This is a genomic window from Streptomyces sp. CA-111067 (assembly GCF_050956065.1).
GTDB lineage: Bacteria > Actinomycetota > Actinomycetes > Streptomycetales > Streptomycetaceae > Actinacidiphila.
In genome coordinates this window covers 466,405-491,014 of record NZ_CP192103.1, presented here as the reverse complement: position 1 = coordinate 491,014, position 24,610 = coordinate 466,405, and the positions used below count along the sequence as shown (strand labels likewise).

Sequence of the window (24,610 nt, the reverse complement as noted above, 5' to 3'; positions counted from 1 at the left end):
ACAGGGCTCGCCTCAACCCTCCGCGCACCTCAACCTGGGACCGTCACGCCCCGTCCGCCCCCGTCAGATCCGCCGCCACCGGCTCGCCCGTTCCCGCCCCGCCCGGACCTGCCGGCACCGCCGGCGCCCCGCTCGCCCCCGCCGCCACCCTCCCCGGCTCGCCCGGCGCACGCCGATCCAGCACGCCCGCCGTCACCGCCACCCCCAGCCCGACCACCGCCAGCACCGCGCCCACCAGCGCCGGTGACGTCCAGCCCCAGCCGGCCGCGATGGCCACGCCGCCGAGCCAGGCACCGCCCGCGTTCGCCAGGTTGAAGGCGGAGTTGTTGGAGGCGGAGGCCAGGGTCGGGGCCAGCCGGGCCTTGTTCATCACCAGCATCTGCAACGGCGTGGTGGTGAGGAATCCCACCGCGCCGAGCACCACCACCGCGATCGGCGCCGCGATCTTCGACTGCGCGGCGAAGTGGAAGCCGACCAGCACCACCGCGAGCGCCGCCAGCGAACCGTAGAGCGTCGGGCGCAGCGCCCGGTCGGTGAGCGGGCCCGCGGCCAGCACCCCGATGGTCATACCGATACCGAAGAGCGCGAGCAGCAGCGTCATGGAGGAGTCGGCGAAGCCGGTGACCTCGGTCATCATCGAGGCCAGATAGCTGTAGACAGCGAAGACCCCGGCGAAGCCGAACACCGCGGTGAGTAGTCCGAGCAGCACCTGCGGTTCGCACAGCGCCCGTATCTCCTGCCGGACGCCGCCGTGGTCCTCGGCCGGCAGTTGCGGGATCAGCAGCGCCAGCGCGCCCAGCGCGATCACGCCGATCGCCGCGACCACCAGGAAGGTGGCCCGCCAGCCCAGTTGCTGGCCGAGCGCGGTGGCGGCCGGCACGCCGACGATGTTGGCGACCGTCAGCCCGAGGAACATCGCGGCCACCGCACGCGCCCTGCGATCCTCCGCGACCAGCCGGGCCGCGACCACCGCGCCGACCCCGAAGAACGCGCCGTGCGGCAGCCCGGCCAGGAACCGGCTGACCAGCAGCGTCCCGTAGCCGGGGGCCACCGCGGAACCGAGGTTGCCCGCGGTGAACAGCGCCATCAGCAGCAGGAGCATCCGCTTGCGCGGCACCCGGGAGCCGACCGCGGTGAGCAGCGGCGCGCCGACGACGACGCCGAGCGCGTAGGCCGAGACCAGGTAGCCGGCGGTGGGCACCGACGTGCCCAGGTCGTCCGCGACGTTGGGCAGCAAGCCCATGATCACGAATTCCGCGGTGCCGATACCGAAGGCGGACACGGTCAGGGCGAGGATGGCCAGGGGCATGGAGGGTCCTTCTGGGCGGTACGCACGGCGGGCAGCGCTAAGTTCACGCGCGGAACAAATCCTCGCATCAAATCCATGCCCCGCACATCACCACGGGATCAAGCCCCGGCGGCCGGCCGGTGAACCGCCGGACGCGTCGCCCCCGTGGCCGGCCGGTAAACCGTTGGACGCCGGGCCCCGCCGCACGGCACCATCACTTCCATGTTCCGGCTCACCTTCCCCGCAGACGCCACCGCAGCAGCGGTCGCGCCGTCGAAGGCAGCCCTGAACACCTTCTTCGACGGCGCACGAAGCTGACCCTCCCCGGAGCGCACACCGGCGGACCCCGCAGGGGGAGGGTCGGCCAGGCCAGGGGATCCGGGCACCGTGCTGACGACACTCGTGCCGACCACACCCGTGCGGGACACCGCTCCCAGCCGGGCTCCGAGGAAGCGAAAGACCCATGCCCAAGCAGGCGTACGTGCGTACCAAGCCGCATCTGAACATCGGCACCATGGGGCACGTCGACCACGGCAAGACCACGCTCACCGCCGCCATCACCAAGGTGCTGGCCGACCGCGGCAGCGGCACCTTCGTGCCGTTCGACCGGATCGACCGGGCGCCGGAGGAGGCGCTGCGCGGGATCACCATCACCATCTCGCACGTCGAGTACGAGACCGCCACCCGGCACTACGCGCACGTGGACATGCCGGGCCACGCCGACTACGTGAAGAACATGATCACCGGCGCGGCCCAGCTCGACGGCGCCGTGCTGGTCGTCTCAGCGCTGGACGGCGTGATGCCGCAGACCGCCGAGCACGTGCTGCTCGCCCGGCAGGTCGGCGTCCGGCACATCGTGGTGGCGCTCAACAAGGCCGACGCGGGTGACCCGGAGCTGACCGACCTGGTGGAGCTGGAGGTCAGGGAGCTGCTCACCGAGCACGGCTTCCCCGGCGACACGCTGCCGGTGGTCCGGGTGTCCGGGCTGCGCGCGCTGGAGGGCGACCCGGTGTGGACGGCCTCGGTCGGGCGGCTGCTCGACGCGATCGACGAGCAGGTGCCGGTGCCGGAGCGCTACACCGACGCGCCGTTCCTGATGTCGGTGGAGAACGTGCTCGGCATCACCGGACGCGGCACCGTCGTGACCGGCGCGGTCGAGCGCGGCACCGTCAGGCCCGGCGAGCGGGTCGCGGTGTACGGGGAGGGCGACGGCGAGCCGCTCGGCACGGTGGTGACCGGGCTCGAGACGTTCGGCAAGCCGATGGAGTCCGCGCAGGCGGGTGACAACGTGGCGCTGCTGCTGCGCGGTGTGCAGCGCAGCCAGGTGGGTCGCGGCGACATCGTCGCGGCGCCCGGCAGTGTCACGCCGCACCGCCGGTTCACCGCGCGGATCTTCCTGGTCCCGGCGGCGGACGGCGGGCGGCACACGCCGATCGCCACCGGGTACCGGCCGCAGTTCTTCGTCCGCACCGCGGACGTGGCCGGGAACCTGGACCTCGGTCCCGGCGGCATCGCGCTGCCCGGCGACACCGCCGACGTGACGGTGGAGCTGGACCGCGCCCTGCCCCTGGAGCCGGGGCTCGGCTTCGCGATCCGCGAGGGCGGGCGGACGGTCGGCGCGGGTACGGTCACCGCGCTCGGCTGAACGGCGGGGCGCGTCGACTGGCGGCCGCGCCGAGAGGGGGACGCGCGCGGTTCGCGCGGTACGGGAAACCGTGCCGCGCGGGCCGCGCTCCCGTCCCGGCCGAGCACTCACCGACGCGGACGGCACCCCGCCCTGCTGGGACAATGGCCGGGTGAACCCTCTCGACGCCGAACCGGTACCGGTCACCAGAACCGTCGATTTCGGCGTCGCCAAGCTGCTGCCCGACCTCGACCGGCCGCGCGCCTGGCTGCTCACCGTGGACGGCGCCCCCCAGTCGTACGTCGATCTGGACGACCCCGGGCACCTGGAGTTCGAGTACGTGCGGCGGATGTCGTACGTGATCCGGGCCGCGTTCGCCACGGCGGACCCCCAGGAGCCCGACACCCAAGAGCCTGGTGCCCACGCTCCCGAAGGCCCCCGCGAGCCCGGTTCCCGCGACCCCGAGCCGCCCGCCGCCGAACCCCTCGACGCCGTCCACCTCGGCGGCGGCGCCCTCACCCTGCCCCGCTGGCTGGCCGCCGCCCGGCCGGGAGCGCGGCAGGACGTGATCGAGGCCGACGGTGAACTGGCCGCGCTGGTCGCCGAGTTCCTGCCGCTGCGCGACGACAGCGTCCGCGACGACGGCGTCCGAAGCGTCCGCGCCCACGGCGTCCGCGACCACGCCGTCACCGTCCACACCGCCGACGCCCGCCGCTGGCTGTCCGCAGCGGCCACCGGCAGCGCCGACCTGGTCGTCGCCGACGTCTTCGGCGGCGCCCGGGTGCCCGCCCATCTGACGTCGGTGGAGTTCGTCCGCGAGGTGCGCCGGGTGCTGCGCGGCGGCGGGATCTACCTGGCGAACGTCGCCGACGCCGCGCCCTTCGGCTTCCTCGGCGGCCAGCTCGCCACCGTCCGGGCGGCGTTCGGCGCCGACGCCGAGATGTGCGTACTGGCCGAGCCGGGCGTGCTGCGCGGGCGGCGGTTCGGCAACGCGATCGTGGTGGCCACCGACCGCCCGCTGCCGCTGGACGCGCTGGCCCGGCTGTCGGCCGCCGACGCGTTCCCCGCCCGGGTGGTGCACGGCCCGGCGCTCACCCGGCTGACCGGCCGGGCGCGGCCGGTGCGCGACGACACCGCCACCGCGTCCCCGGTGCCGCCGGAGGGCGCCTTCTCGGTCGGCTGACCCCACAAAGGAGCCCCCAGCCCGAAAAGAGCTAGACCATCTCGACGGAGCCGGCCGCCACCGGCACCGACCCGGCGGCGGCCCCGTGCCCGGCCCGCTCCAGCCTGCGCACGTCCGGCAGCAGCAGCACCGCCCCGGTCAGGACGAGCACCAGCACCGCCGAACCCCACAGCGTCGGGGCCATCCCGAAGACGCTCGCCGCCGGACCGGCCACCGCCATCGCGATCGGCATCATGGACACCGAGCCCAGCCAGTCGTACGCCGAGACCCGTGACAGCTTCTCCTCCGGGATCTCCTGGTGCAGCGCGAGCATCCAGCCGACCGCGAACACCTCGACGCCGACTCCCGCGCAGAACATCCCGAGCGACAGCAGCCACACCGGCGCGGTGAGAGCCAGCGCGGCGCTCGGCAGCGCCAGCGGGACGATGCCCAGGGTGCCGACGAGCAGGATCCGGCGTGGCCGCCAGCGGATCATCAGCAGGCCGCCGAACACCGTGCCGACCCCGGTCGCGGCCATCGCGATGCCCCAGGGGCCGGCCCCGCCCAGGTGCTCGCGGGCGATCAGCGGGCCGTAGACCGACTCAGCGGCGCCCACGACGCCGTTGACCACGGCGAACTGCACGACGATGCCCCACAGCCAGGAACGCGAGCTGAACTCCTGCCAGCCGGCCCGCAGTTCATGCACGATGCCGCCGCTCTGCTGCCGGTCCACCCGAGGTACGGCGATCCGGGAGCGCAGCGCCGCCGCGACCATGAAGCCGGCCGCGTCCACCGCCAGCACCCAGCCGGGGCCTATCCCGGCGACCAGGGCGCCGCCGAGCGCCGCGCCCGCGATCGTCGCGCCGTTCATCGAGAGCCGGTAGACCGAGAACGCCTTTCCGGCGCTCGCGGTCTCCACCGTGGCCATCACCAGGCCCTCGGAGGCCGGTGAGAAGAACGCGAACGCGCCGCCGCCGACCGCGGTCAGCGCCGCCATCTGCCAGAGCTGCGGATCGCCGCCGAGCACCAGGGCCGCGAAGGCCGCCTGGGACAGCGCGTTGACGCAGTTGGCCGCGGCCATCACCCGCTGCCGGGGCACCCGGTCCGCGACCGCCCCGCCGAGCAGCAGGAAGACCACCATGGCCAGCGTCCTGGCGGCGGCCACCACGCCGACGTCGGTGGCGCTGCCGCCGGACTCGATGACGGCGTAGGCGGCGGCGATGGTGGCACCGGAGTTGCCCAGGTTGGTGATGAACGACGCGCTGATCAGCAACCGGAAGTCGCGTCCCGCCCAGTCCGGGATACGGGTGCGCGGGTCGAGGGATTCGCCGGCTGTCTTCACCCCGGGACTATCCACCGGGCCCCCGGCCGCCCGCAAACCCGTTTCTGCGGGCTGTCGGGGCGGCCGGGCGGCCGGCTACTTGGTCTTGATCGGCCGGATGGTGCTCTTGATCTGGTCGACCACGGACTGCGCGACCTGGCCGGACACGTTGTGCGCGGCGTAGAGCACCCACACCACCGGGGTCGGCGCGGCCTGCGCCGGGTCGAGCCAGGCGACGGTGTAGGCGATGCCGTCGGTCGTGCACTTGCCGGTCTTGGGCACGTTGGTGGCGGTGGCCTGGGCCTGCCAGCCGCTGATGCCGTGCGCGTTGTGGAACGTCCTGCTGTTCTGCGCCTTGGAGAAGGTGCCCTTGCCCTTCTCCTGGAAGGCCCAGTAGGCCCATGACGTCGCCGCGGACTCCGCGGCGTCACGCAGGCTCTTGGCCCCGGTGCCGCCCTTGGAGCCGACCGCGGCCGCGTCCGTGCTGTTCTTCCCGACCGTGCACCAGTCCTCCTTGTAGTAGGCCGGTGCGCCCATCAGGACCTCGGGCTTGCCGCTGTCGTCCTCGAAGCCGATGTCCAGGCCCTCGCTGGCGACCGTCCAGTCCGGCGGCACGTCGAAGGCGACGTTGCGCTCGCTGCGCCTGACCACCTTCCAGCCGGGGATCACCGGCTTGATGACCAGCGCGTCCGGCGCGCCGCGCGGGGAGTCGCTCGATCCGCCGTCGGCCCCGGGGGCCGCGGTGGTGGGAGCGGGCGTCGGGGTGGTGGCCGTCGGCGCCGGCGTGGTGGCCGTCGCGGTCGGGGTGGGGGAGTGGTCCTTGCCCGCGTCGTCCTTCTTGTCGCCGCCGGTGAGGTAGACGGCGCCGACCACGATCGCGGCGATCACCGCGAGGGAGGCGACGATCGCGACGGCGACGGTGGACGTCTTGCGCCCGCCGGGCGGCGGCCCCTCGGGTCCGCCGGGGGTCAGCGGGCCCCAGTTCTGCGGGGTGGGGTAGCCACCGGGCGGGGGCTGCTGCTGGTAGCCGGGCTGGGCGTACGGGTTGGGCGCCGGCTGCCCGTACGGCGGCGGCGGTGGCGGCGTCGGGTAACCGGGCTGCGGGCCCGACGGCTGACCCGGCTGCTGTCCGGGCTGCTGACCTGGCTGTTGGCCGCCTGGCTGCTGCCCCGGCGGCGGGGTGCCCGGCTGCTGATAACCGGGCCGGCCGTACGGCTCGGGCGGTCCGTACGGTCCCTGGGGTTGCTGCGGAGGACTGCCCTGCGGGTACTGCTGACCCCCGCCTTGTCCCCCGGACTGCTGGTCTCCTGGCCACATGGCTGGAAACACTAGGGGAGCGGGCCGCGCGGTTCCACGGCGGCTGCCTGCTACTGGTTGGTAACATCAGGCCATGCCTGAGATATCAGAGTTCACGGCCTCGCTGGCCGACATGCTCAAGTCCACCGTGCCGATGACCAGGACGCTGAACCTGGAGTACACCGAGATCACCACCGAGCGTGCCGTGGTGCTGCTGCCGGACCAGCCCGAGTACCGCAACCACGTCGGCGGGCCGCACGCCGGGGCGATGTTCACCCTCGCGGAGTCCGCCAGCGGCGCCGTCGTACTCGCCGCGTTCGGCGACCAGATGGGCCGCGCGGTGCCGCTGCCGGTACGGGCCGAACTCGGCTGGATGAAGCTGGCGAAGGGTCCGGTGACCGCCACCGCGGAGCTCGGCCGGCCGGTCGCCGAGGTGATCGCGGAGCTGGACGCGGGCCGGCGCCCGGAGTTCCCGGTCGAGGTCGCGGTCCGCCGCGAGGACGGCGCCGAGACCTCGCACCTGACCATCGTCTGGACGCTGCGGCCCAATCGCTGACCGGTCCGCGGACATCGGCGGTCGGTTAGGCTTCGACGGTGTGCGCCGCGTGCGCACACCTGATCGTCTGCTCGGGGAGGAACCGGCTGTGCACGTCCAGGACTGGCTCGACGGCATTCCGCCGGTCGCCGTCTATCTGATGGTGTTCGCGGTGGTCGGGGTGGAGAGCCTGGGCATTCCGCTGCCGGGCGAGATCGTGCTGATGACGGCCGCGCTGCTGGCCTCGCAGGGCAACGCCAACCCGTGGCTGGTCGGCATCTGCGCCGTCATCGGCGCGATCGGCGGCGACTCGATCGGCTACGCCATCGGCCACAAGGGCGGCAAACCGTTGCTCGAACGGCTCGGCAGGAGATTCCCCAGCCACTTCTCACCAGGCCATGTGGCCACCGCGGAGCGGTCGTTCCAGCGCTGGGGCATGTGGGCGGTGTTCTTCGGCCGCTTCGTCGCGCTGCTGCGGATCTTCGCCGGACCGCTGGCGGGCGTGCTGAAGATGCCGTATCCGAGGTTCCTGATCGCCAACGCGCTCGGCGGCATCGTCTGGGCCGGCGGCATCACCGCCGTCGTCTACTACGTCGGCAAGGTCGCCGAGCCGTGGCTCGAACGGTTCGGGTACGTCGGCCTCGGCATCGCCGTGCTGTTCGGCATCGGCTCGTTCGTCCTTGTCAGGCGGCGCGCGGCCAAGGCGCAGGCGGAGCTGGAGAGCGACGCCGAGCGCGAGGTGGCGGTGGCACCGGCCGGCGAGTGAACCGCCCGCCGACCCGCCAGGGCCGCCCGCCGTCCCGCCGGACCGCCCGTCGCGCCGTGTGGAACGCCGCCCCCGCCGTCCACCGGTAGCCGCCGGCAGCGTATACGGTGGCCTCGTGGCCAAGAATGAGAACGTGTTCTCCTCCACGGCCCGCGCCGCGGCGGCGTGGCGGCGGCGCGCGGCATCCCGGCTGGTGCACCGCGGCTGGCGCTGGGTCCAGGAGGCCGGGGCGGTCACCGCGGAGCGCCCCGGGGCGCTCCGGTTCGGCCGGATCGGCGAGGGCACCCGGCTGGCCTTCCCGCAGGGCACCGTCTTCGGTGAGCGCTGGATCCAGCTCGGCGACTACTGCATCATCGGCGAGCAGGTCACCCTCACCGCCGGCATGATGCCCGGCCTCGACCTCGGCCCCGACCCGATCCTGCTGCTCGGCAACGGCGTCGTGCTGGGCCGCGGCAGCCATGTGGTCGCCTCGGTGCCCGTCGTGTTCGGCGACGACGTCTACTGCGGCCCGTATGTCTACGTCACCAGCGACAACCACTCCTACGACGACACCGCCCAGCCGATCGGCAGGCAGTGGCCGCGTACCGCCCCGGTGCTGATCGGCAGCGGCAGCTGGCTCGGCTCGGGCTGCGTGATCCTGCCCGGCGCCCGGCTCGGCCGGAACGTGGTCGTCGCGGCCGGCGCCGTGGTCCGCGGCGAGGTGCCGGACTTCTCCGTGGTGGCGGGCGCGCCGGCCAGGATCGTCCGCCGCTGGGAGCCGGAGACCGGCTGGCAGCCGCCGCTGCGCACTCCGGCGCCGGTGCCGGTGCCCGCGGACATGACCTCCGACCAGCTGGCGGCGCTGGCCGAACTGGACGAACCGGCCTGAGAACGTCCGCGGGGACCGCCGGACAAAGTCCGCCCGCCGGAGAACGTCCGCGGGAACCGGCCTGGCAACGGCCCCCGCCCAGGGCTTTGTTAGGTTCGGCGGTATGCGCGCACCGATCGGCTCCTTCGAGGACGCGAGTCCCGCCACCGAACGCCTCGACCTGCTGCCGCCCCCGGTGGCCGCCGCCGTCACCGCCGAGATGATCCATGTGGACAGCGACCCGGACAAGGCGGACACGGCCGTCTTCGCCGCCGCCTACGGCCCCGGCCTGCTGGAGACCTCGGCGAACTGCGTGGTGGTGGCCGGCAAGCGCGGCGGCGAGGTCACCCTCGCCGCCTGCGTGGTGCTGTCCACCACCCGGGTGGACGTCAACGGCACGGTCCGCCGCCACCTGGGAGCCCGCAAGGTGTCCTTCGCCGCGATGGACACCGCGGTGGGGGAGACGGGCATGGAGTACGGCGGCATCACCCCGGTCGGGCTGCCCGCGCACTGGCCGCTGCTCATCGACTCCGCGGTGGTGAACACCCCGTACGTGCTGCTCGGCAGCGGCTACCGGCGCGGCAAGCTCATCGTGCCGGGCAAGACGCTGGCGGCGCTGCCCGGCGCCGAGGTGCTGGACGGTCTCGGCATCTGATCCGGCCCGTCCGTTCCGACGGTCCTGGGTCGCCCGTCCGGTCCGAACGGTCCGGCCGCCCCGCTCAGGCCAGCAGCGGGATCTCGATCGCCGGGCAGCGGTCCATCACCATGTCGAGACCGGCCGCGCGGGTGCGGTCGAAGGCCGCGTCGTCGATCACCCCGAGCTGGAACCAGACGGCCTTCGCGCCGACCGCCACCGCCTCGTCCGCGACCGCCCCGGCCAGCGCTGAGTTCACGAAGACGTCCACCACGTCGACCGGGAACGGGATGTCGGCGAGCGAGGCGTACCCCTGCTCGCCGTGTACCGTCTCCGCCTTCGGGTGCACCGGCACGATCCGCTTGCCGAACCGCTGGAGCACCGCGGCGACCCCGTAGGCCGCGCGTGAGGTGTTGTTGGACATGCCGACCACCGCCCAGGTGTCGCCGCTGTCCTTCAGGATCCTGCGTACCGCATCCGCGCCGACCTCGTCGCCGTACATCCGCTGCTCACTCCCGCCGCTCGCCGGATCGCCCTGCCCGCCCGCCGCCGCCCGGAGCGACCGCGTCCTGCCTGGACGAACGAGGAACCGCGGCCGGCCATTCCCGCCCGGTCCGCCACCCGGGGGACGCCCTACGCTGGGCGGATGGTGGACCGGTACCTGACGGTGGCCCGCAAGGGCGTGCACGAGAGCGAGATCAAGCGCTCCCGCTTCCTCTGCCTGCTCGCCCCGGCCGGCAGCGAGCAGGCGGCGCAGGCCGTGATCCGGTCGGTCCGCAAGGAGCACCCCGGCGCGAGCCACCACTGCTTCGCGTACGTCATCGGGCCGGACGGCCGGCTGCACCGGGCGAGCGACGACGGCGAGCCCGGCGGCACGGCCGGCACCCCGATGCTCCAGGTGCTGCTGGCCCGGGAGGTGCGGGACACCGTCGCCGTTGTCACCCGTTACTACGGCGGTGTCCAGCTCGGCGCCGGCGGCCTGGCCCGCGCGTACGGCGGCGCGGTCTCCGCCGCGCTCGACGAGATCGGCACCACGCAGCGGCGGCTGCTGGCGCTGGTGACCGTCACCGTCGACCACCAGCGGGCCGGCCGGCTGGAGAACGAGCTGCGCGCCGCCGGCCACGCGGTGCGCGGGGTCTCCTACGGCGGTACGGGCGTGCGGATCGCGCTCGGCGTGCCGGACCCCGAACTCGCCGCGTTCCGCTCCTGGCTGGCCGACACCACCTCGGGGACAGCCGGCTGCGCGGTCGAGGGCAGCGCCTACGTGGATGTCTGAGCCGGCCGCGGCGCGGGCGCGCAGCGGGACGCCGCCACCTCGCTGACGCCGCCGGGCACGACTCCCTGCGGCGAGGGGGCGAGGACGACCTGTACGCAGACCGTCAACCGGGCGGTGTGGTCGGGCCGCCCGTAAGGCGCGGCCTGCGGGAACGTCACGAGGGTGCGGTCGCCGCGCGCGCTGACCCCGGCGGCTCCGACCGTGCTGCCGTGCGGCACGGGGTGGGCGCGCAGGCCCTCGGTGCTGAGCGGGCCGCTCCGTGCGGCCAGTGCGAGGGCGTCGGCGTACAGCTGGGCCTCGCGGTCCATACGGCGCTGCGCCTGCGCCTTGCTGACGGAGCCGGCCGGTGGCGGGTGCGGCCACAACGACAGGATCAGCACGAAGCCGGCGATGGCGGCGGCGATCAGGCAGGCGGCGGCGACGGCCGCCCACTTCAGCGGTCGGGCCGCGCTTGCGCCGTCCGTGGCGGGCGTCACAGGGGCCTCCTGAAGAGAAGGAGGGTGGTGGCCCTCACGCCATGAGGGCCACCACCAGGAATCTGTCAGCCGGTCCGATCAGTGGACGGCGATGGTCGGTCGGATCAGCTGTAGAAGCCGTTCAGCGCGTCCTCCAGCGCGCGGGCGTAGGCCGGCGTGCCGCTGTGGTTGGGATGGTAGCTCTCCATGCCCGGGCAGATCAGCGCCCCCGGGCAGGAGAAGTCGGCCGGGTTGTCGGAGGCGGGCCCGGCGACGTAGTCGTTGATCCCGTTCGCGCTGTCGCAGACGCGGTGGCCGTCGAACTCGGCGTCGGGCGACATGAACTCCACCGGCACTCCCGCGGCGACCGCCACGCCGACCGCGGCCGTCTCGCTCAGCTGTAGGTCGCGCGCCCAGCTGTCGAGTTGGTCGCGTGGCGCGGAGGAGATCACGCCGATGCACGGAGTGTGCGAGCCGAACAGCTGCGGATAGCCCATCAGGACGATCTTCGCGTGCGGGGCGAGGGTTTTGATGTGGCTCAGGAGTGGCGGGAGCTTGTCGACGGCGTCGGAGATGTTCTTCTGCACCGAGGCGTCCGACGGGCATCCCTTGCGTGGATCGGCGCAGTCGGAGACCGTCGAACCGAACTCGGCGTCGTTACCGGTGATGGTCAGCTCGACCAGCGTGGTGTCGTCGTTGAGGAATCCCGAATCCAGCTGAGGCACTTCGCCGTACTGCCCGAGAGTGCCGGGCCCGCCGTCCCCGTCGGTGTCGAGGGACGAGTCGAGGTCGTAGACGAAGGCCCCGTTGCAGGCCACCGAGTGGTAGTCGATCGTCTTGTCCAGCGCGTCGGTGCGAGCTCCGACGCTGGTCGTCGTTCCGGGCAGCCTGGCCTGCCGGCCCCAGGAGTCAGGGCTGCGCAGGCAGGCGTTCCAGTTGTGGCCGGGCGAGGACTGGCTGCCGATGTCGGCGTACGGGCCGGTGGCGGTGCCGTAGTCGTACGGTCCTGTGCCGGTGCCCGAGGAGTAGGAGTCGCCCATCTGCACGACGATGTCCTTGGGCTTCTGCGGCAGGATCTGGAAGGCGACGGAGTCCCAGGAGACGTCCTCGTCGGCGTTGCCGTCGTTCGTCCAGTTGCTGAGCGACACGCCCTGGTAGTTGATGCTCGACGGGGAGAACTGGAAGACCCCCAGGCTCACCCAGGAGTTGGCCTCCTTGTCCACGTTCAGCGTGCGGTTCTGCGACGCTCCGCCGCCGGCGTGGATGGTGTAGGTGGCGTCCTGGGTCTGCGATCCGGTGTCCGGCAGATGGACCAGCACCCGTGTCCAGCCGGTGAGTTGCTGGCTCAGCTTCCAGGTGCCGGTGACCGCCATGTTGCCGGAGACCTGCGGTGTGTGCAGCAGGTTGTTGCTGTACAGGTTGTCGACGCCGGTGCCGTAGTTCCGCGTGTGGGCGTACCAGAAGTGGTCGCCGAAGCCGCCGCCGATCTGGTGGAGGTCGGCCTTGGCCTCGTAGTGGCTCTCGGGATCGGCGTTGAACGGGCTGAAGCTGAACGTGCCCGCGTTCGACCAGCCGGCCTTGCTGCATCCGTCGGTCAGTGTCGGCACCGAGTTCGGCACGTCGTCCACCACGACCGCTCCGGCCGGCACCGAGTTGTCGCACATATGGCCGGTTCCGTTGTTGCCGTTGCCGAGTTCGGTCTTGAGTGTCTGGTAGACCATCAGCTCGTGGCCGCAGTTGTCGGGGCAGTCGACCTGCCAGCTGGTGATGGGCGCGTGGTACCAGTGCGGCGGGTCGCAGGACGCGCCGAGGTGGTCGATCTCGCAGCGCGGCGGGGCGTCCGGGTGGCAGTCGTTGACGTCGGGCTTGCAGAAGGTGCCCAGCGGCGGCTTGACCTGGGAGCGGTTGTTGCCGGTGTTCCACCACGCGGCCGAGTAGCCCGCGGGGTTGCTGTTGTCGGCCTGCCCGCTGTCGGAATACGCGCGGCCGGTGTCGATCGGCCAGGCGGCCCAGCCGAGCACCTTCTCCTCGTACGACCACCACTCGGGGTGGGCGGCGTCGGCGTACGCGTTGTTGTCGAGGAACGCGGCCCGGTCCTGCGGGTAGATCGGGTTGTCCGGGTTGTTGAGGTAGCCGAGCCCCCAAGGCGAGGCGGGGGCGGCGGGGTTGTAGAAGTTGAAGCCCGAGTTGTAGTCCCACAGCGCCGCGAACCAGTTCTCCAAGTTGGAGGCGCTGTCGGTGTGCAGCGTGATCGTGTTGGGCTGCACCACTGTGGTGTGCAGCTCGTTCCACTTCACTTCCAGGGTGCGGGCCGCGACCGCGATGTTGGACGTGTAGTCCAGGGCGATCGCCTTCTGCTGGCTGGCCGGCAGCGGGTTGACGTCCCCGTTCTTCATGCCGTCGGTCTGCTGGCCGATGCCGTAACCGCAGTCCGCCTTGTCCCAGTTGATCAGCCAGTGGTCCTCTGGGTCCTCACCGTCCTTCAGCGCCGGGTGGCCGTAGAAGCCGTCGGTGCTGGCCAGCGTGGAGCTGGTCTGGCCCGGCAGCGCGCCGCCCTCGGCCTGCCACAGGTTGGACTCCTGGGCGAGGACGCCCAGCAGCACCTGCGCGGGGATCCGGCCGCCGCCGACCAGGCCGGGCAGCGGGAACATCCCCTGCGGGTTCACCGTGCCGAGCCCGTCCGCGGTGCGCCAGCCGCCCTGCCGGACGTAGGTGCTGGTGAGGTCGCCGCGGACGGCCATGTCCGCGGCCCACTGCACCTGGTTGGGCGTCGGCTGGTACGCCTGCTGGGTGGCGTCGTTGCGCGCCATCGAGCACGTACGGTCGTTGTCGATCGGCGTGTTGGGGTCGCCCGCCACCTGCGGCGAGACGGTGGCGGTACCGGCGGACTTCGTCGCGCTCCTCGGCTGGACCGTCGCACCACCGGTGCCCGAACTCGTGCCGCCGGCGCCGGTGAGCGCGGGTGACAGCTCCCGGCCCGCGTCGTTCTTGTCGTAGTCCTGGCCGGCGGTGAAGGCGAGCTTCTTGCCGGTGGCCGGCACCTCGGTGCTGATCTGCAGCGTGGCCGGGGAGTTGAACGCGGTGGCCGCCAGCGGGTTGGCGACGTGGCTGCGCAGAGTGGAGGACACCGCCTGGTCCACCGCGATCGCGCCGGTGGAGGAGACCGTCGCGTCCGCCGCCACCTGCAGCCGCCGGACCGTCGAGGGCAGCGCCGTGGTGGAGGCCGGACTGCCGGTGAGGAAGACCCGCCCGCCGGTGCCCGACTGGAGGCCGAGGGAGCCGGACGGGCCCTGGGCGAAGGTGGTGGTCTTCCCGCCGAAGGCGCGCCGGGCGCGGGTCTTGCCGCTCGCGTGGTCCAGGAAACTGACGCCACCCTGGCTGTCCACCCGCAGCTGCGAGGCGGCGCCCGAGGTGGTGCCGAGCGAGGTCGCGTGGTTCTTCCGGTCGAAGCCGATCAGCCGGCCGGCCGCGGCGCCGACGATCGTGTCGCCGTTCGGCACGGCCGAGGTGACCTCGACGTTCTCAGTCTGCTTGCGGGTCACCTGGCCGGTGACGGTGTCGACCGTCAGCAGCCGGGTCTGGTTGTCCTTGTCGTCGCCGAGCTGCGTCAGCACGGCCGTCTCACCGGTGCCGCAGCCGGGGTTGAAGTACCCCAGCGTCACCGTGTCGGCCAGCTTGGTCACCTTGCCGCTGGTCAGGTCCACGACGGCCGCGAAGCCGCCGTGCTCCATCAGGTCCGGCGAGTTGGTGAACTCCCGGGGCGCGTAGACCACGACCGCGCGCTTGCCCGAACCGGTCACGCAGGCGTTGCCGATCCACAGGTCGGTGCCGAAGGCGGCCTCGCCGAGGGTGGCGACCGTGCGCCACTGGTAGGCCTTGCCGCTGTCGGCGGCCAGCACGTGCAGGCCGGAGCCGTCCCCGGCCACCGTGACCACCTGGTCGGCGGAGGACTTCCACGACGTGGGCAGGTCGGTGTCCGGTGCCAGTACCCGCGAGGACTTCGCCTGGGTCGGCGCCGGGGAGGTGTCACTCGCGGGCGACACCGCGGAGGAGGCGGTCCCGGAGGAGCCGGCCCAGGCCGGCGCGGCGCTCTGCGTCAGGCCCGCGACCGCCACCGCGGCCGTGGCGATGGCCAGCGGTATTCGGGTTCTTCTTCGCAGCTTCAAGGAGGCTCCATTGATTCGACTGGTCTCGGCCGATTCGGACCGGGGCATGCCTGAACACCGCGTCGGCATCGGCCGTGCGGCTACAGGGAATTGCAGAGACCGGGGGCTTCTTAATATTTGACACTCGTACTAAATCCGAGCTTCATCAGCTTTGCACAGGGCCGGGTCCGGATCAACGAACCCGCAGGTTCGGATCCCTGGGGGAATTCCCGTGCCCGGTACCGGGCCCGCGGTCGCGGGCGCCTTGTCTGCCGGTCGGAGCACCGGGCGGGGCCGGGACCTCTACAATCTTGATCACGATGGGGGCTGATCTTCCAGGAACGGCGAGGGCACAGGTGCGGGTCGGAGCGGTGGCATGAGATTCCTGCACACCTCCGACTGGCACCTGGGGCGCTCGTTCCACCGGGTGAGCCTGCTCGACGCGCAGCGCGCCTTCCTCGACCACCTGGTGGCCACCGCGCGCGAGGAGCGGGTGGACGCCGTGCTCGTCGCTGGTGACGTCTACGACCGGGCCGTGCCGCCGCTGCCGGCCGTCGAACTCTTCGACGACGTGCTGCACCGGCTCGCCGACCTCGGCGTGCCCACCGTGATGATCTCCGGCAACCACGACTCCGCCCGCCGGCTCGGCGTCGGCGCCCGGATCATGGGCAGGGCCGGGGTCCACCTGCGCACCGAACCGGCCGGCAGCCGGCAGCCCGTCATGCTGCCCGACGCGGACGGCGAGGTCGCCTGCTACGGCCTGCCCTACCTCGAACCCGCCCTGGCCCGGGCCGAGTTCGACGCCGAGCGGGCCGACCACACGGCGGTGCTGACCGCCGCCATGGACGGCATCAGAGCAGACCTGGCGACCCGCCCGGCCGGCACCCGCAGCATCGTCCTCGCGCACGCCTTCGTCACCGGCGCCGCGCCCTGCGACAGCGAGCGCGACATCACCGCGGGCGGCGTGGAGGCGGTGCCGGCCGCCGTCTTCGACGGCATCGACTACGTGGCGCTCGGCCATCTGCACGGCTGCCAGACCCTCACCGAGCGGATCCGCTACTCCGGCTCGCCGCTCGCCTATTCCTTCTCCGAGGAGCACCACCGCAAGAGCATGTGGCTGATCACCCTCGGGCCCGGCGGCGACCCCGCCTCCCGCGTCGGTGACGGGCCCGGCGCCGTGACCGCCGCCGAGCGGATCGACACGCCGGTACCGCGCCGGCTGGCCAGGATCCGCGGCCGGCTCGACGACCTGCTGGCCGATCCGGCGCTCGACCGGCACGAGGACGCCTGGGTGGAGGCCACCCTCACCGACCCGTTCCGGCCGCACGAGCCGATGGCGGCACTGGCCGGACGCTTCCCGCACGTCCTCAGCCTGGCGTTCGAGCCCGACGCCGGGAACGACGACCAGCGGCTCTCCTACGCGCGGCGGCTGCGCGGCCGCAGCGACCGGCAGATCGCCGAGGACTTCGTCACGCACGTGCGGGGCGCCGAGGCCGACCCGGCCGAACGGCTGCTGCTGGGCGACGCGTTCGACGCCGTACGTGCCGACACCGTACGGACGGAACGCGCCTGATGCGCCTGCACCGCCTCCAGCTCACCGCGTTCGGGCCGTTCGCGGGCACCGAGACCGTGGACTTCGACGAGCTGTCCGCCGCCGGACTCTTCCTGCTGCACGGCCCGACCGGCGCGGGCAAGACCTCCGTGCTCGACGGCGTCTGCTTCGCGCTCTACGGGCAGGTTCCTGGCGCCCGGCCCGCCACCCGGCTGCGCAGCGACCACGCGGCGGCCGGCACCGCGACCGAGGTGCTGCTCGAACTCACCGTCGGCGGGCGCCGGTTGGAGATCACCCGGCGCCCGGAGCAGCCGCGGGCCAAGAAGCGGGGCAGCGGCACCACGATGGACAAGGCGGTCACGCTGCTGCGGGAGTGGACCGGCGGGGAGTGGCGGGCGCTGTCGAAGTCGCACCAGGAGATCGGCGAAGAGGTCAGGCAGCTCGTCGGGATGAGCTGCGAGCAGTTCTGCCAGGTGGTGCTGCTGCCGCAGGGCGAGTTCGCCACGTTCCTGCGGGCGAGCGCGATCGAACGGGCCGCGCTGCTCGGCCGGTTGTTCGACACGCGGCGCTTCAAGGCGGTGGAGAGCTGGCTGCGCGACCGCAGGCAGGAGGCGGCGCACCTGCTCGCGCAGGGCGACCAGGAACTCGGCCACCTCGCCGAACGCCTGCGGCAGGCCGCCGGCCCCGCCGCCGAGGCGGAGCTGCCGGCGGACGCGGCGGCCGATCTGCTGCCGTGGGCAGCGGTCCTGCGCTGCACCGCGCGCGAGCAGCACGAGATCGTCGCGGCGACGCTGCGCGGCACGGAGGCGGCGCACGACGCGGCCTCCGCGGCCGCCGCCGAAGAACGCGACCTGCACGCCCTCCAGACCCGCCACGCCCAGGCCGTGCGCCGCGCCACCACCCTCGCCGAAACGCGGGCCACCCGCACATCCACCCGCACGACCTTGACCCGCGCCCACCGCGCGGCAACGGTCGAACACGCCCTGGCGGCCCGCGAGAAGACGGCGACCCGAGCGGCGGAGTCGGCCGCGGCGGAGCACGCGGTGACGGCAGACCTGGCAACGGCGGGCGAGCTGCCCGCCGTTGACCGCGCCCCGGCGCCGCAGGTGCCCGCAGCGCGGGGAGCGAGCGGACGCGGCGGGGCACCCACGGTCCCGGCGGAGGGCGCGCCGGCGGGGGCTGGGGTCCCGGAGCAGGCCGGGCTCGAACGAGAGGGCGCGTTGGGCGCGGTTCCGGAGCAGGCCGGGCTCGAACGCGAGGGCGCGGCACGGCCGGAGACGGACCCCGGAGGGTCGGCGGACCCGGTTGCGGGCTCCACTGCTGGGGAACGGGCGGGGGCCGGCCGGCGGGGTGACGGCGTTGGGCAGGACGGGGCCGCCGACGGTGGTGCGGCCGGCCCCGTTGTCCGGGAGCCGGAGGCCGTACGCCTGCGTGCGGGTGGCGAGGGCGAGACGGGGGCTCCCGGCGGGGCGGGCGATATCGCTGCGAGCTCCTTCGGGCGCGAGGGGGGCGGCGGGGTGGTGGCCCAGGGCGGTCGGGACGTCGGCGGGGCCGTTCTGCTCGTGGAGCCGCTTGTTCGGCGGGTGGGGGAACTGCGGGAGGAGTTGGGGGGGCTTGCTCAGGCCGGGGAGGTCGAGGGGCGGGTCGAGGAGATTCACGCGCGGCGGATCGGGCTTGATCGCGAGGAGCGGGTGGACGAAGGGGCCGTTCGGGAGGCGGACGGGTGGCTGGCGGAGTGGCCGGCCGTGCGGGATCGGCTTCAGGCGCGGCTGGACGCTGCCGGTGAGGCCGTGGGGCGGGCCGGTGAGCGGGGGGCCGAGCTGGAGGCGGCGCGGCGGCGCAGCGCCGCCGCCGGGCAACGGGACCGGCTCAGCGCGGAGTTGCGGCGGGCCGAGGACGACGTACGGGACGCGCGGGACCTGGCCGCCCAGGCCCGGGAGAGCTGGCAGGACCTGCGGCAGGCCCGGATCGACGGGATCGCCGCCGAGTTGGCCGCGCAGTTGACCTCCGGCGAGCCCTGCCGTGTGTGCGGCTCACCGGAGCACCCGGCGCCCGCCCGGCCCGCGCCCCAGCAGGTCACCCGGGCCGACGAGGACGCCGCGGGCGCCGCCTACGAGCGGGCCGCCGCCGACCACGAGGCGGCCCGCGCCGCCGCCACCCGGCTCGCCGCCGCCCTGGACGCCGCCACCGCGACCGCCGGCGACGCACCGCTGGCCGAACTGACCGCCGCCTGCGCCGTACTCGAGGCCGAGCACGCCGACGCCGCCCGGGAGGCGGCCGGCCTGTCGGAGGCGCGCCGGGCGCTGGAGAGCGCCGGGCAGGAGCGCGACCGCCGCACCGCCCAGCGGCACGACGCGCTGAGCCGGGCCGCCGCCCGCACCTCGCGGCGCGAGGAACTGGACGAGCAGCACGCCCGGTTGAGCGCCGAGTTGGACCGGGCGCGGGCCGGGCACCCGAGCGTCGCCGACCGCCGCGGCCGGCTCTCCGCCCGGATCGCCCTGCTCGACCGGGCCGTGCACGCCGTCCGCTACCGCGCCGAGAGCGCCGCCCGCCACGCCGAGGCCGAAGCCGCCCTCGTGGCCGCCGCGGCCCGCGCCGGATTCGCCACGCCCGAGGAGGCCGCCGCGGCCCTGCTGCCTGCCGAGCAACTGTGGTCCGTGGAGCGGCAGGTGGAGCAGTGGGCCAGGGAAGAGGCCGCCGTGGAGGCGGACTTGGCCGCCCCCGAACCCGCCGCCGCCGCGCTCCGCCCGCCCGCCGACCCGGCCGCCGCGCAGGCCGCCGCCTCCGCGGCCACCGACCGGCTGCGCGCCGCCTCCGCCGCGGAGTCCGCCGCCGAGCAGCGCACCGCCGAACTCGACCGGCTGAGCGCCGAGGCCGCCGCCACGGTCCGCGAACTGGCCCCGGCCCGCGCCGAGTTCACCCGCATCGCCCGGCTGTCCGACCTGGCCTCCGCGACCACCGCGGAGAACCGCTACCGGATGGAGCTGGAGACGTACGTCCTGGCGGCCCGGCTCGAACAGGTCGCCGCCGCCGCGGGCGTACGCCTCCAGCGGATGTCGGCCGGCCGCTACACCCTCGTGCACACCGACGCCCGCAGCGGCGGCCGCGGCAAGTCCGGCCTCGGCCTGATGGTGGTCGACGCCTGGACCGGCACCGAGCGCGACACCGCCACCCTGTCCGGCGGTGAGACGTTCTTCGCCTCACTGGCCCTGGCGCTGGGCCTGGCCGACGTGGTCACCGACGAGGCCGGCGGCGTCCGGCTCGACACCCTCTTCATCGACGAGGGCTTCGGCAGCCTGGACGACCAGACCCTCGACGAGGTGCTCGACGTACTGGACGGCCTGCGCGAGCGGGACCGGGCGGTCGGCATCGTCAGCCACGTCGCCGACCTGCGGCACCGCATCCCGGCCCAGCTGCGGGTCGTCAAGGGCCGGGAAGGCTCGACCGTACGGCTGCGTACCGCAAGCCGCCGGGCGGACTGACCGGTCAGGGGCCGGACAGGGACCGGGGTCGGTCAGAGGCTGAGCGGCCTGCGGTCGAGCGGCGAGGAGTACACCACGCTGGTGGTCACCGACCCGAGGCCGGCGATCCGCCCGGTGACCTCCTCCAGGTGCCGCATGGAACGCGCGGCCACCTTCATCACGAAGCAGTCATCACCGGTCACATGGTGCGCCTCAAGCACCTCCGGCGTGACGGCGAGCAGGTCGTGGAACGGCTTGTAGTTGCCGGTCGGATAGCGCAGCCGGACCAGCGCGAGCAGCGGAAGACCCACCCGCTCATGGTCGATCACCGCCGAGTACCCGCTGATCACCCCCGCCTCCTCCAGCCGCCGCACCCGCTCGGTGACGGCGCTCGGCGACATCGAGACGGTACGGGCCAGCTCCGCGTAACTGGCCCGCCCGTCGCGTTGCAGGGCTTCCAGCAGCCGCCAGTCGGTGGCGTCAAGGGAATAAGCGGTCATCGCCGATGAATACCAGGGAATCCACCCGCGAATCAAGCAGAATGCCGTGGATCATCGGTTCAACCGGCGGCCCGGGCCGCCTAGATTCTCGGTCATGACGACAACACACGAGAGCCCCGTCCTGTCCGTACCGCCGGCCGCGCCGGCCGAGGCCGCCCGGCACTTCGCTGCCGCACTCGCCTTCCACACCGACGTCTCCGATGTGGCCGCCGCACTCGCGGCGGGCACGGACCCGGGCTTCGTGGTGGTGGACTCCCGCAGCACGCAGTCCTGGGACCAGGGCCACGTCCCCGGCGCCGTCCACCTGTCCACCGGGCAGATCCCGCAGCTCGCCGCGGAGTTCCTCGACCGGGACGTGCCGGTCGTCGTGTACTGCTGGGGACCCGGCTGCAACGGCGCCGCCCGCGCCGCGCTGGCCCTGTCCCGGCTCGGCTACCAGGTCAAGGAGATGCTCGGCGGCATGGAGTACTGGATCAGGGAGGGCTTCGGCTACGAGACCGCGGACGGCCCCGCCCGGCGCGACGCCGACCCGCTCGCCGCACCCGTCGGCGCCGACGACTGCGGCTGCTGACCGGCCGGCCGGGCCCACCCGGAGCAGCCGGCGGGCCGGCCGGCGGTCAGGTGACCAGCGACGTCAGCTCGTACGCCCACAACTCGCCGCGGTTCGGCACCCGCACGAAGCCGACCCGCTCCAGCACCGCCTGCGACGCGCGGTTGGCCGGCTCGGTGGTGGCCAGCACGATCACCACCTCCGGCTGGAGCAGCGCCCAGTGGCACAGCGTGCGCGCCGCGTCCGTCGCCCAGCCCATGCCGCGGGCCGACTCCGACAGGTCGTAGCCGATCTCCACCGAGCCGCGGTCCGGCGGGCCGTGGAAGCCCGCGCCGCCCAGCGCCATCAGGTCCTGGGTGCGCTGGATGGCGAAGACGCCCCAGCCGGAGGTGTAGACGCCGGCCGCGGCGGCGGCCACCGTCATCGAGGCCGCGCCGACCGTGCCCTCACCCGGTACACCGTCGATCCACGACAGTCCCGCCGGCTTGCCGTCGGCGAGCAGCGCGGCGTCGTCGGGCAGCTGCTCCCGCAGGGTCAGGCGGCCCTGGGTGAGGACCAGCCGTCCGCCGTCATGGGAAGCGTGCAGGGTCATCGAGCCGTACCGCCTTGTCCGCTGATGGGGTCCGGCGCTCGCCGGGAAGAAGCAGCGTAACGGCCCGGCGGGCCGGTTCGTGTGCTCGGGTCCGAGATGGCCCCGGCCGGCACCTCCGGCACCCGTCGGCGGGGGGCATCCGGCGCCCGTCCGACGGGCACATCCGGCACGCACCCGCCGGGCACCCGTGGCCCGCAACCACCGGTCACCCGCGGCCCGTTCGCCGCCGGCACCCGGCCCGCCGGTCCCGCTCCCGGCGCACGACCGCAACCGCGACCGCGACCTCGCCGGGACCGGCGGCCGGCCTCACAGCGCGGAGATCTCCGTCACCAGGTCGTCCAGCCCGAGCGAGCCTAGCGACAGCGCCGCCATGTGCCACGCCTTGGCGTCGAACGCGTCGCCGTGCGCGGCCCGGGCGGCCTCCCGGCCGGTCCGCCACGCCCGCTCGCCGAGCTTGTAGCCGATGGCCTGCCCCGGCATGCCCAGGTAGCGGACCAGCTCGCTGTCCAGGAACTCGGCCGGCCGGCCGCTGTGGTCGCCGAAGAACTCCCGGGCCAGCTCGGGAGTCCAGCGCTCACCGGGGTGGAACGGGGACTCGGCGGGGATCTCCAGCTCCAGGTGCATGCCGATGTCGATGATCACCCGGACCGCGCGCATCATCTGCGCGTCCAGCTGGCCGAGCCGCCGCTCGGGGTCGGTGAGGAAGCCGAGCTCGTCCATCAGGCGCTCGGCGTAGAGCGCCCAGCCCTCCACGTTGGCGCTCACCAGGCCCGCGGTCGCCTGGTAGCGCGACAGGTCGTCGGCGACGTGCACCCACTGGGCGAGCTGGAGGTGATGCCCCGGCACCCCTTCGTGGTACCAGGTGGACACCAGGTCGAAGACCGGGAAGCGGGTCCTGCCCATGGTCGGCAGCCAGGTGCGGCCCGGCCGGGAGAAGTCCTCGGACGGCGCGGTGTAGTACGGCGCCGCGGCGCCGCCGGGCGGGGCGATCCTGGACTCGACGTGCTTGATCCGGTCGGCGAGCTCGAAGTGCGTGCCGTCCAGCGCCGTGATCGCCTCGTCCATCAGGGCCTGGAGCCAGTCCCGCACCTCGTCCACGCCCTCGACGGCCGCGCCGTGCGTGTCGAGGTGGCGCAGCACCTCCCACGGGGTGGCGTCGGGCAGGATCTTGCCGGCCTCGGCGACCATCTCGTCGTACAGCCGGTGGTATTCCGACCAGCCGTAGGCGTACGCCTCCTCCAGGTCGCTGTCCGTGCCGTTCCACAGCCGGGCCCAGCGGGCGTACCGCTCGCGTCCCACGGTGTCGGGGGCGCCGGCGACGGCCGGCGCGTAGACGTCCCGCAGCCAGTCGCGCAGGCTGACGAAGGCGGCGGTGGCCTCGGCGGCGGCCGCGTCGAGCTCGGTACGCAGCTCCTGCGGTCCTTCGGCGGTCAGCTCGGCGAACCAGCTGCCCGAGCCGCCGTCGCCGACCCACTCGGTGAACTGCCCGATCACCGTCTCGACCTGGCGCGGCCCGGCCGGCAGGTCGCGGGACAGGCCCTCGGCGAGCGAGGCGCGGTAGCCCTCCATCGCGGCGGGCACCGCGCGCAGCCGGGCGGCGAGGTCCGCGAAGTGCTCGGCGGAGGACAGCGGCATCAGCGTGAACGCCTCGCGGGTGCTGTGCGCGGGCGAGCTGATGTTGCTCACCGTCCGCAGGTGCTCATCGGCCTCGTGGACGGCCAGTTCGGCGGTCAGCCGCTCCCGGAGCAGCCGCGCGCAGCGCCGTTCCACCCCGGTCTCGGCGCCCGGCCGGCCCTCGCTCTCGGTCAGCCGGTCCAAGGTCTCGCGCGCCAGCGTGGCGAGCGCCTCCGCACCGGCCGGCGAGAAGTCCGGCAGCCGGCGCGCGCTTCCGGGCGCACCGAGGTACGTGCCGAGGAGCGGGTCGAGTTCGAGGAGATCGTCGAGGTAGGAGTCGGCGATCTGGCGAGGCAGCGGACTGCCGGTGGTTAGCGACATAAGGACATCCTGATATGAGAGCGGGCTCCACGTCATCACCCAACGGCAGGATCATGCCTTACCGGGTGCGGACGGCACCGGCGGCGCCGGTGACGGGTCGAGCGGCAGCAGCGGACCGCAGTCCCACTGCTGGAAGATCAGCCGGGTCTCCACCCGGGCCACCTCCCGGCGCGAGGTGAACTCGTCGAGCACCAGCCGCTGCAGGTCGGCCGTGTCGCCGACCGCCACATGCACCAGGTAGTCGTCGGGGCCGGTCAGATGGAACAGCGCCAGGGACTCCGGCAGCCCGCGGATCCGGTCCACGAACGGGCCGACCAGCTCCCGGCGGTGCGGTCGGACCTGCACCAGCAGCAATGCCTGGAGCCCGCGTCCGAGCTTGGCCGGGTCCAGCCGCAGCTCGTCGCCGAGTATCACCCCGCTGCGCCGCAGTCTGGCCACCCGGTCCAGGCAGGTGGACGGTGCCACGCCGACCGCCGCGGCCAGATCGCGGTACGTCGTCCGGGCATCGTTCTGCAGCAGCCGGAGAATGGTGAGATCCACCGGGTCGAGAGCGACAGAATCGGCCATCGGGCGAACGTAGCACGGCTGTTCCCCCGCATCACCCGGCAGGC

The 24,610-nt window shown here is 73.6% G+C and carries 20 protein-coding genes; 10 read left to right on the top strand and 10 right to left on the bottom strand.

Features of this window, described 5'->3' with window-relative positions; translation table 11 throughout:
* Positions 1 to 43: 43 nt before the first annotated feature.
* The gene (locus ACQPW6_RS02115) at positions 44 to 1,309 is read right to left on the bottom strand and encodes an MFS transporter (RefSeq protein ID WP_433887777.1); all 1,266 of its coding nucleotides are present in this window, start codon (positions 1,307 to 1,309) and stop codon (positions 44 to 46) included.
* Positions 1,310 to 1,751: 442 nt separating this feature from the next.
* Between ACQPW6_RS02115 and tuf the strand changes: the two genes are divergently transcribed.
* Entirely contained in the window at positions 1,752 to 2,933 is a 1,182-nt protein-coding gene (tuf, locus tag ACQPW6_RS02110) for an elongation factor Tu (RefSeq protein ID WP_433887776.1), read from the top strand.
* Between the two features lie 151 nt (positions 2,934 to 3,084).
* Positions 3,085 to 4,095 (top strand): spermidine synthase, encoded by a 1,011-nt coding sequence (locus ACQPW6_RS02105; protein WP_433887775.1) that lies wholly within the window; start codon positions 3,085 to 3,087, stop codon positions 4,093 to 4,095.
* 31 nt (positions 4,096 to 4,126) lie between these two features.
* Here ACQPW6_RS02105 and ACQPW6_RS02100 read toward each other — a convergent pair whose 3' ends face one another.
* Positions 4,127 to 5,416 carry an MFS transporter gene (locus ACQPW6_RS02100; RefSeq protein WP_433887774.1) on the bottom strand — a complete coding sequence of 430 codons (1,290 nt, stop codon included), beginning with the start codon at positions 5,414 to 5,416 and terminating at the stop codon, positions 4,127 to 4,129.
* 75 nt (positions 5,417 to 5,491) lie between these two features.
* Positions 5,492 to 6,712: a hypothetical protein gene (locus ACQPW6_RS02095; RefSeq protein WP_433887773.1), complete on the bottom strand. Its 1,221-nt coding sequence runs from the start codon at positions 6,710 to 6,712 to the stop codon at positions 5,492 to 5,494.
* A gap of 73 nt (positions 6,713 to 6,785) precedes the next feature.
* Here ACQPW6_RS02095 and ACQPW6_RS02090 point away from each other — a divergent pair, with 73 nt between their 5' ends.
* From ACQPW6_RS02090 to ACQPW6_RS02075, 4 genes are all read left to right on the top strand, one after another.
* Positions 6,786 to 7,247, top strand: coding sequence for a DUF4442 domain-containing protein (locus ACQPW6_RS02090; RefSeq protein ID WP_433887772.1), 462 nt, complete (start codon positions 6,786 to 6,788; stop codon positions 7,245 to 7,247).
* Between the two features lie 88 nt (positions 7,248 to 7,335).
* Positions 7,336 to 7,992: a DedA family protein gene (locus tag ACQPW6_RS02085; protein WP_433894392.1), complete on the top strand. Its 657-nt coding sequence runs from the start codon at positions 7,336 to 7,338 to the stop codon at positions 7,990 to 7,992.
* Positions 7,993 to 8,107: 115 nt separating this feature from the next.
* Positions 8,108 to 8,860, top strand: coding sequence for an acyltransferase (locus ACQPW6_RS02080; RefSeq protein WP_433887771.1), 753 nt, complete (start codon positions 8,108 to 8,110; stop codon positions 8,858 to 8,860).
* 103 nt (positions 8,861 to 8,963) lie between these two features.
* Complete coding sequence (locus ACQPW6_RS02075; protein ID WP_433887770.1) at positions 8,964 to 9,494, top strand: YbaK/EbsC family protein; 531 nt, start codon at positions 8,964 to 8,966, stop codon at positions 9,492 to 9,494.
* A gap of 64 nt (positions 9,495 to 9,558) precedes the next feature.
* Here ACQPW6_RS02075 and ACQPW6_RS02070 read toward each other — a convergent pair whose 3' ends face one another.
* A complete protein-coding gene (locus ACQPW6_RS02070; RefSeq protein ID WP_433887769.1) occupies positions 9,559 to 9,975 on the bottom strand; it encodes a CoA-binding protein in 417 nt (138 codons plus the stop codon).
* A 144-nt stretch (positions 9,976 to 10,119) separates the two neighbouring features.
* Here ACQPW6_RS02070 and ACQPW6_RS02065 point away from each other — a divergent pair, with 144 nt between their 5' ends.
* A complete protein-coding gene (locus ACQPW6_RS02065; RefSeq protein ID WP_433887768.1) occupies positions 10,120 to 10,749 on the top strand; it encodes a YigZ family protein in 630 nt (209 codons plus the stop codon).
* Here ACQPW6_RS02065 and ACQPW6_RS02060 read toward each other — a convergent pair.
* Entirely contained in the window at positions 10,734 to 11,225 is a 492-nt protein-coding gene (locus ACQPW6_RS02060) for a hypothetical protein (protein WP_433887767.1), read from the bottom strand. The genes ACQPW6_RS02065 and ACQPW6_RS02060 overlap by 16 nt on opposite strands.
* Positions 11,226 to 11,329: 104 nt before the next feature.
* Positions 11,330 to 15,370 (bottom strand): SGNH/GDSL hydrolase family protein, encoded by a 4,041-nt coding sequence (locus tag ACQPW6_RS02055; RefSeq protein ID WP_433887766.1) that lies wholly within the window; start codon positions 15,368 to 15,370, stop codon positions 11,330 to 11,332.
* Between the two features lie 355 nt (positions 15,371 to 15,725).
* Here ACQPW6_RS02055 and ACQPW6_RS02050 point away from each other — a divergent pair, with 355 nt between their 5' ends.
* Together ACQPW6_RS02050 and ACQPW6_RS02045 are read left to right on the top strand one after the other, a co-directional pair.
* Entirely contained in the window at positions 15,726 to 16,922 is a 1,197-nt protein-coding gene (locus ACQPW6_RS02050; RefSeq protein WP_433887765.1) for an exonuclease SbcCD subunit D, read from the top strand.
* Positions 16,922 to 20,383 (top strand): AAA family ATPase, encoded by a 3,462-nt coding sequence (locus ACQPW6_RS02045; RefSeq protein ID WP_433887764.1) that lies wholly within the window; start codon positions 16,922 to 16,924, stop codon positions 20,381 to 20,383. Before ACQPW6_RS02050 ends, ACQPW6_RS02045 begins: the two co-directional genes overlap by 1 nt.
* A gap of 32 nt (positions 20,384 to 20,415) precedes the next feature.
* Here the strand turns inward: ACQPW6_RS02045 and ACQPW6_RS02040 are convergent, their stop codons facing one another.
* Positions 20,416 to 20,862 carry an Lrp/AsnC family transcriptional regulator gene (locus ACQPW6_RS02040; protein WP_433887763.1) on the bottom strand — a complete coding sequence of 149 codons (447 nt, stop codon included), beginning with the start codon at positions 20,860 to 20,862 and terminating at the stop codon, positions 20,416 to 20,418.
* A gap of 94 nt (positions 20,863 to 20,956) precedes the next feature.
* Here ACQPW6_RS02040 and ACQPW6_RS02035 point away from each other — a divergent pair, with 94 nt between their 5' ends.
* The gene (locus ACQPW6_RS02035) at positions 20,957 to 21,433 is read left to right on the top strand and encodes a rhodanese-like domain-containing protein (RefSeq protein WP_433887762.1); all 477 of its coding nucleotides are present in this window, start codon (positions 20,957 to 20,959) and stop codon (positions 21,431 to 21,433) included.
* Between the two features lie 46 nt (positions 21,434 to 21,479).
* Here ACQPW6_RS02035 and ACQPW6_RS02030 read toward each other — a convergent pair whose 3' ends face one another.
* The 3 genes from ACQPW6_RS02030 to ACQPW6_RS02020 all read right to left on the bottom strand — a co-directional run bounded on the left by ACQPW6_RS02030 (position 21,480) and on the right by ACQPW6_RS02020 (position 24,566).
* Positions 21,480 to 22,004: a GNAT family N-acetyltransferase gene (locus ACQPW6_RS02030; protein ID WP_433887761.1), complete on the bottom strand. Its 525-nt coding sequence runs from the start codon at positions 22,002 to 22,004 to the stop codon at positions 21,480 to 21,482.
* A 306-nt stretch (positions 22,005 to 22,310) separates the two neighbouring features.
* Positions 22,311 to 23,999 (bottom strand): DUF885 domain-containing protein, encoded by a 1,689-nt coding sequence (locus tag ACQPW6_RS02025; RefSeq protein WP_433887760.1) that lies wholly within the window; start codon positions 23,997 to 23,999, stop codon positions 22,311 to 22,313.
* Between the two features lie 51 nt (positions 24,000 to 24,050).
* Positions 24,051 to 24,566 carry an Lrp/AsnC family transcriptional regulator gene (locus ACQPW6_RS02020; RefSeq protein WP_433887759.1) on the bottom strand — a complete coding sequence of 172 codons (516 nt, stop codon included), beginning with the start codon at positions 24,564 to 24,566 and terminating at the stop codon, positions 24,051 to 24,053.
* Positions 24,567 to 24,610 lie beyond the last annotated feature (44 nt).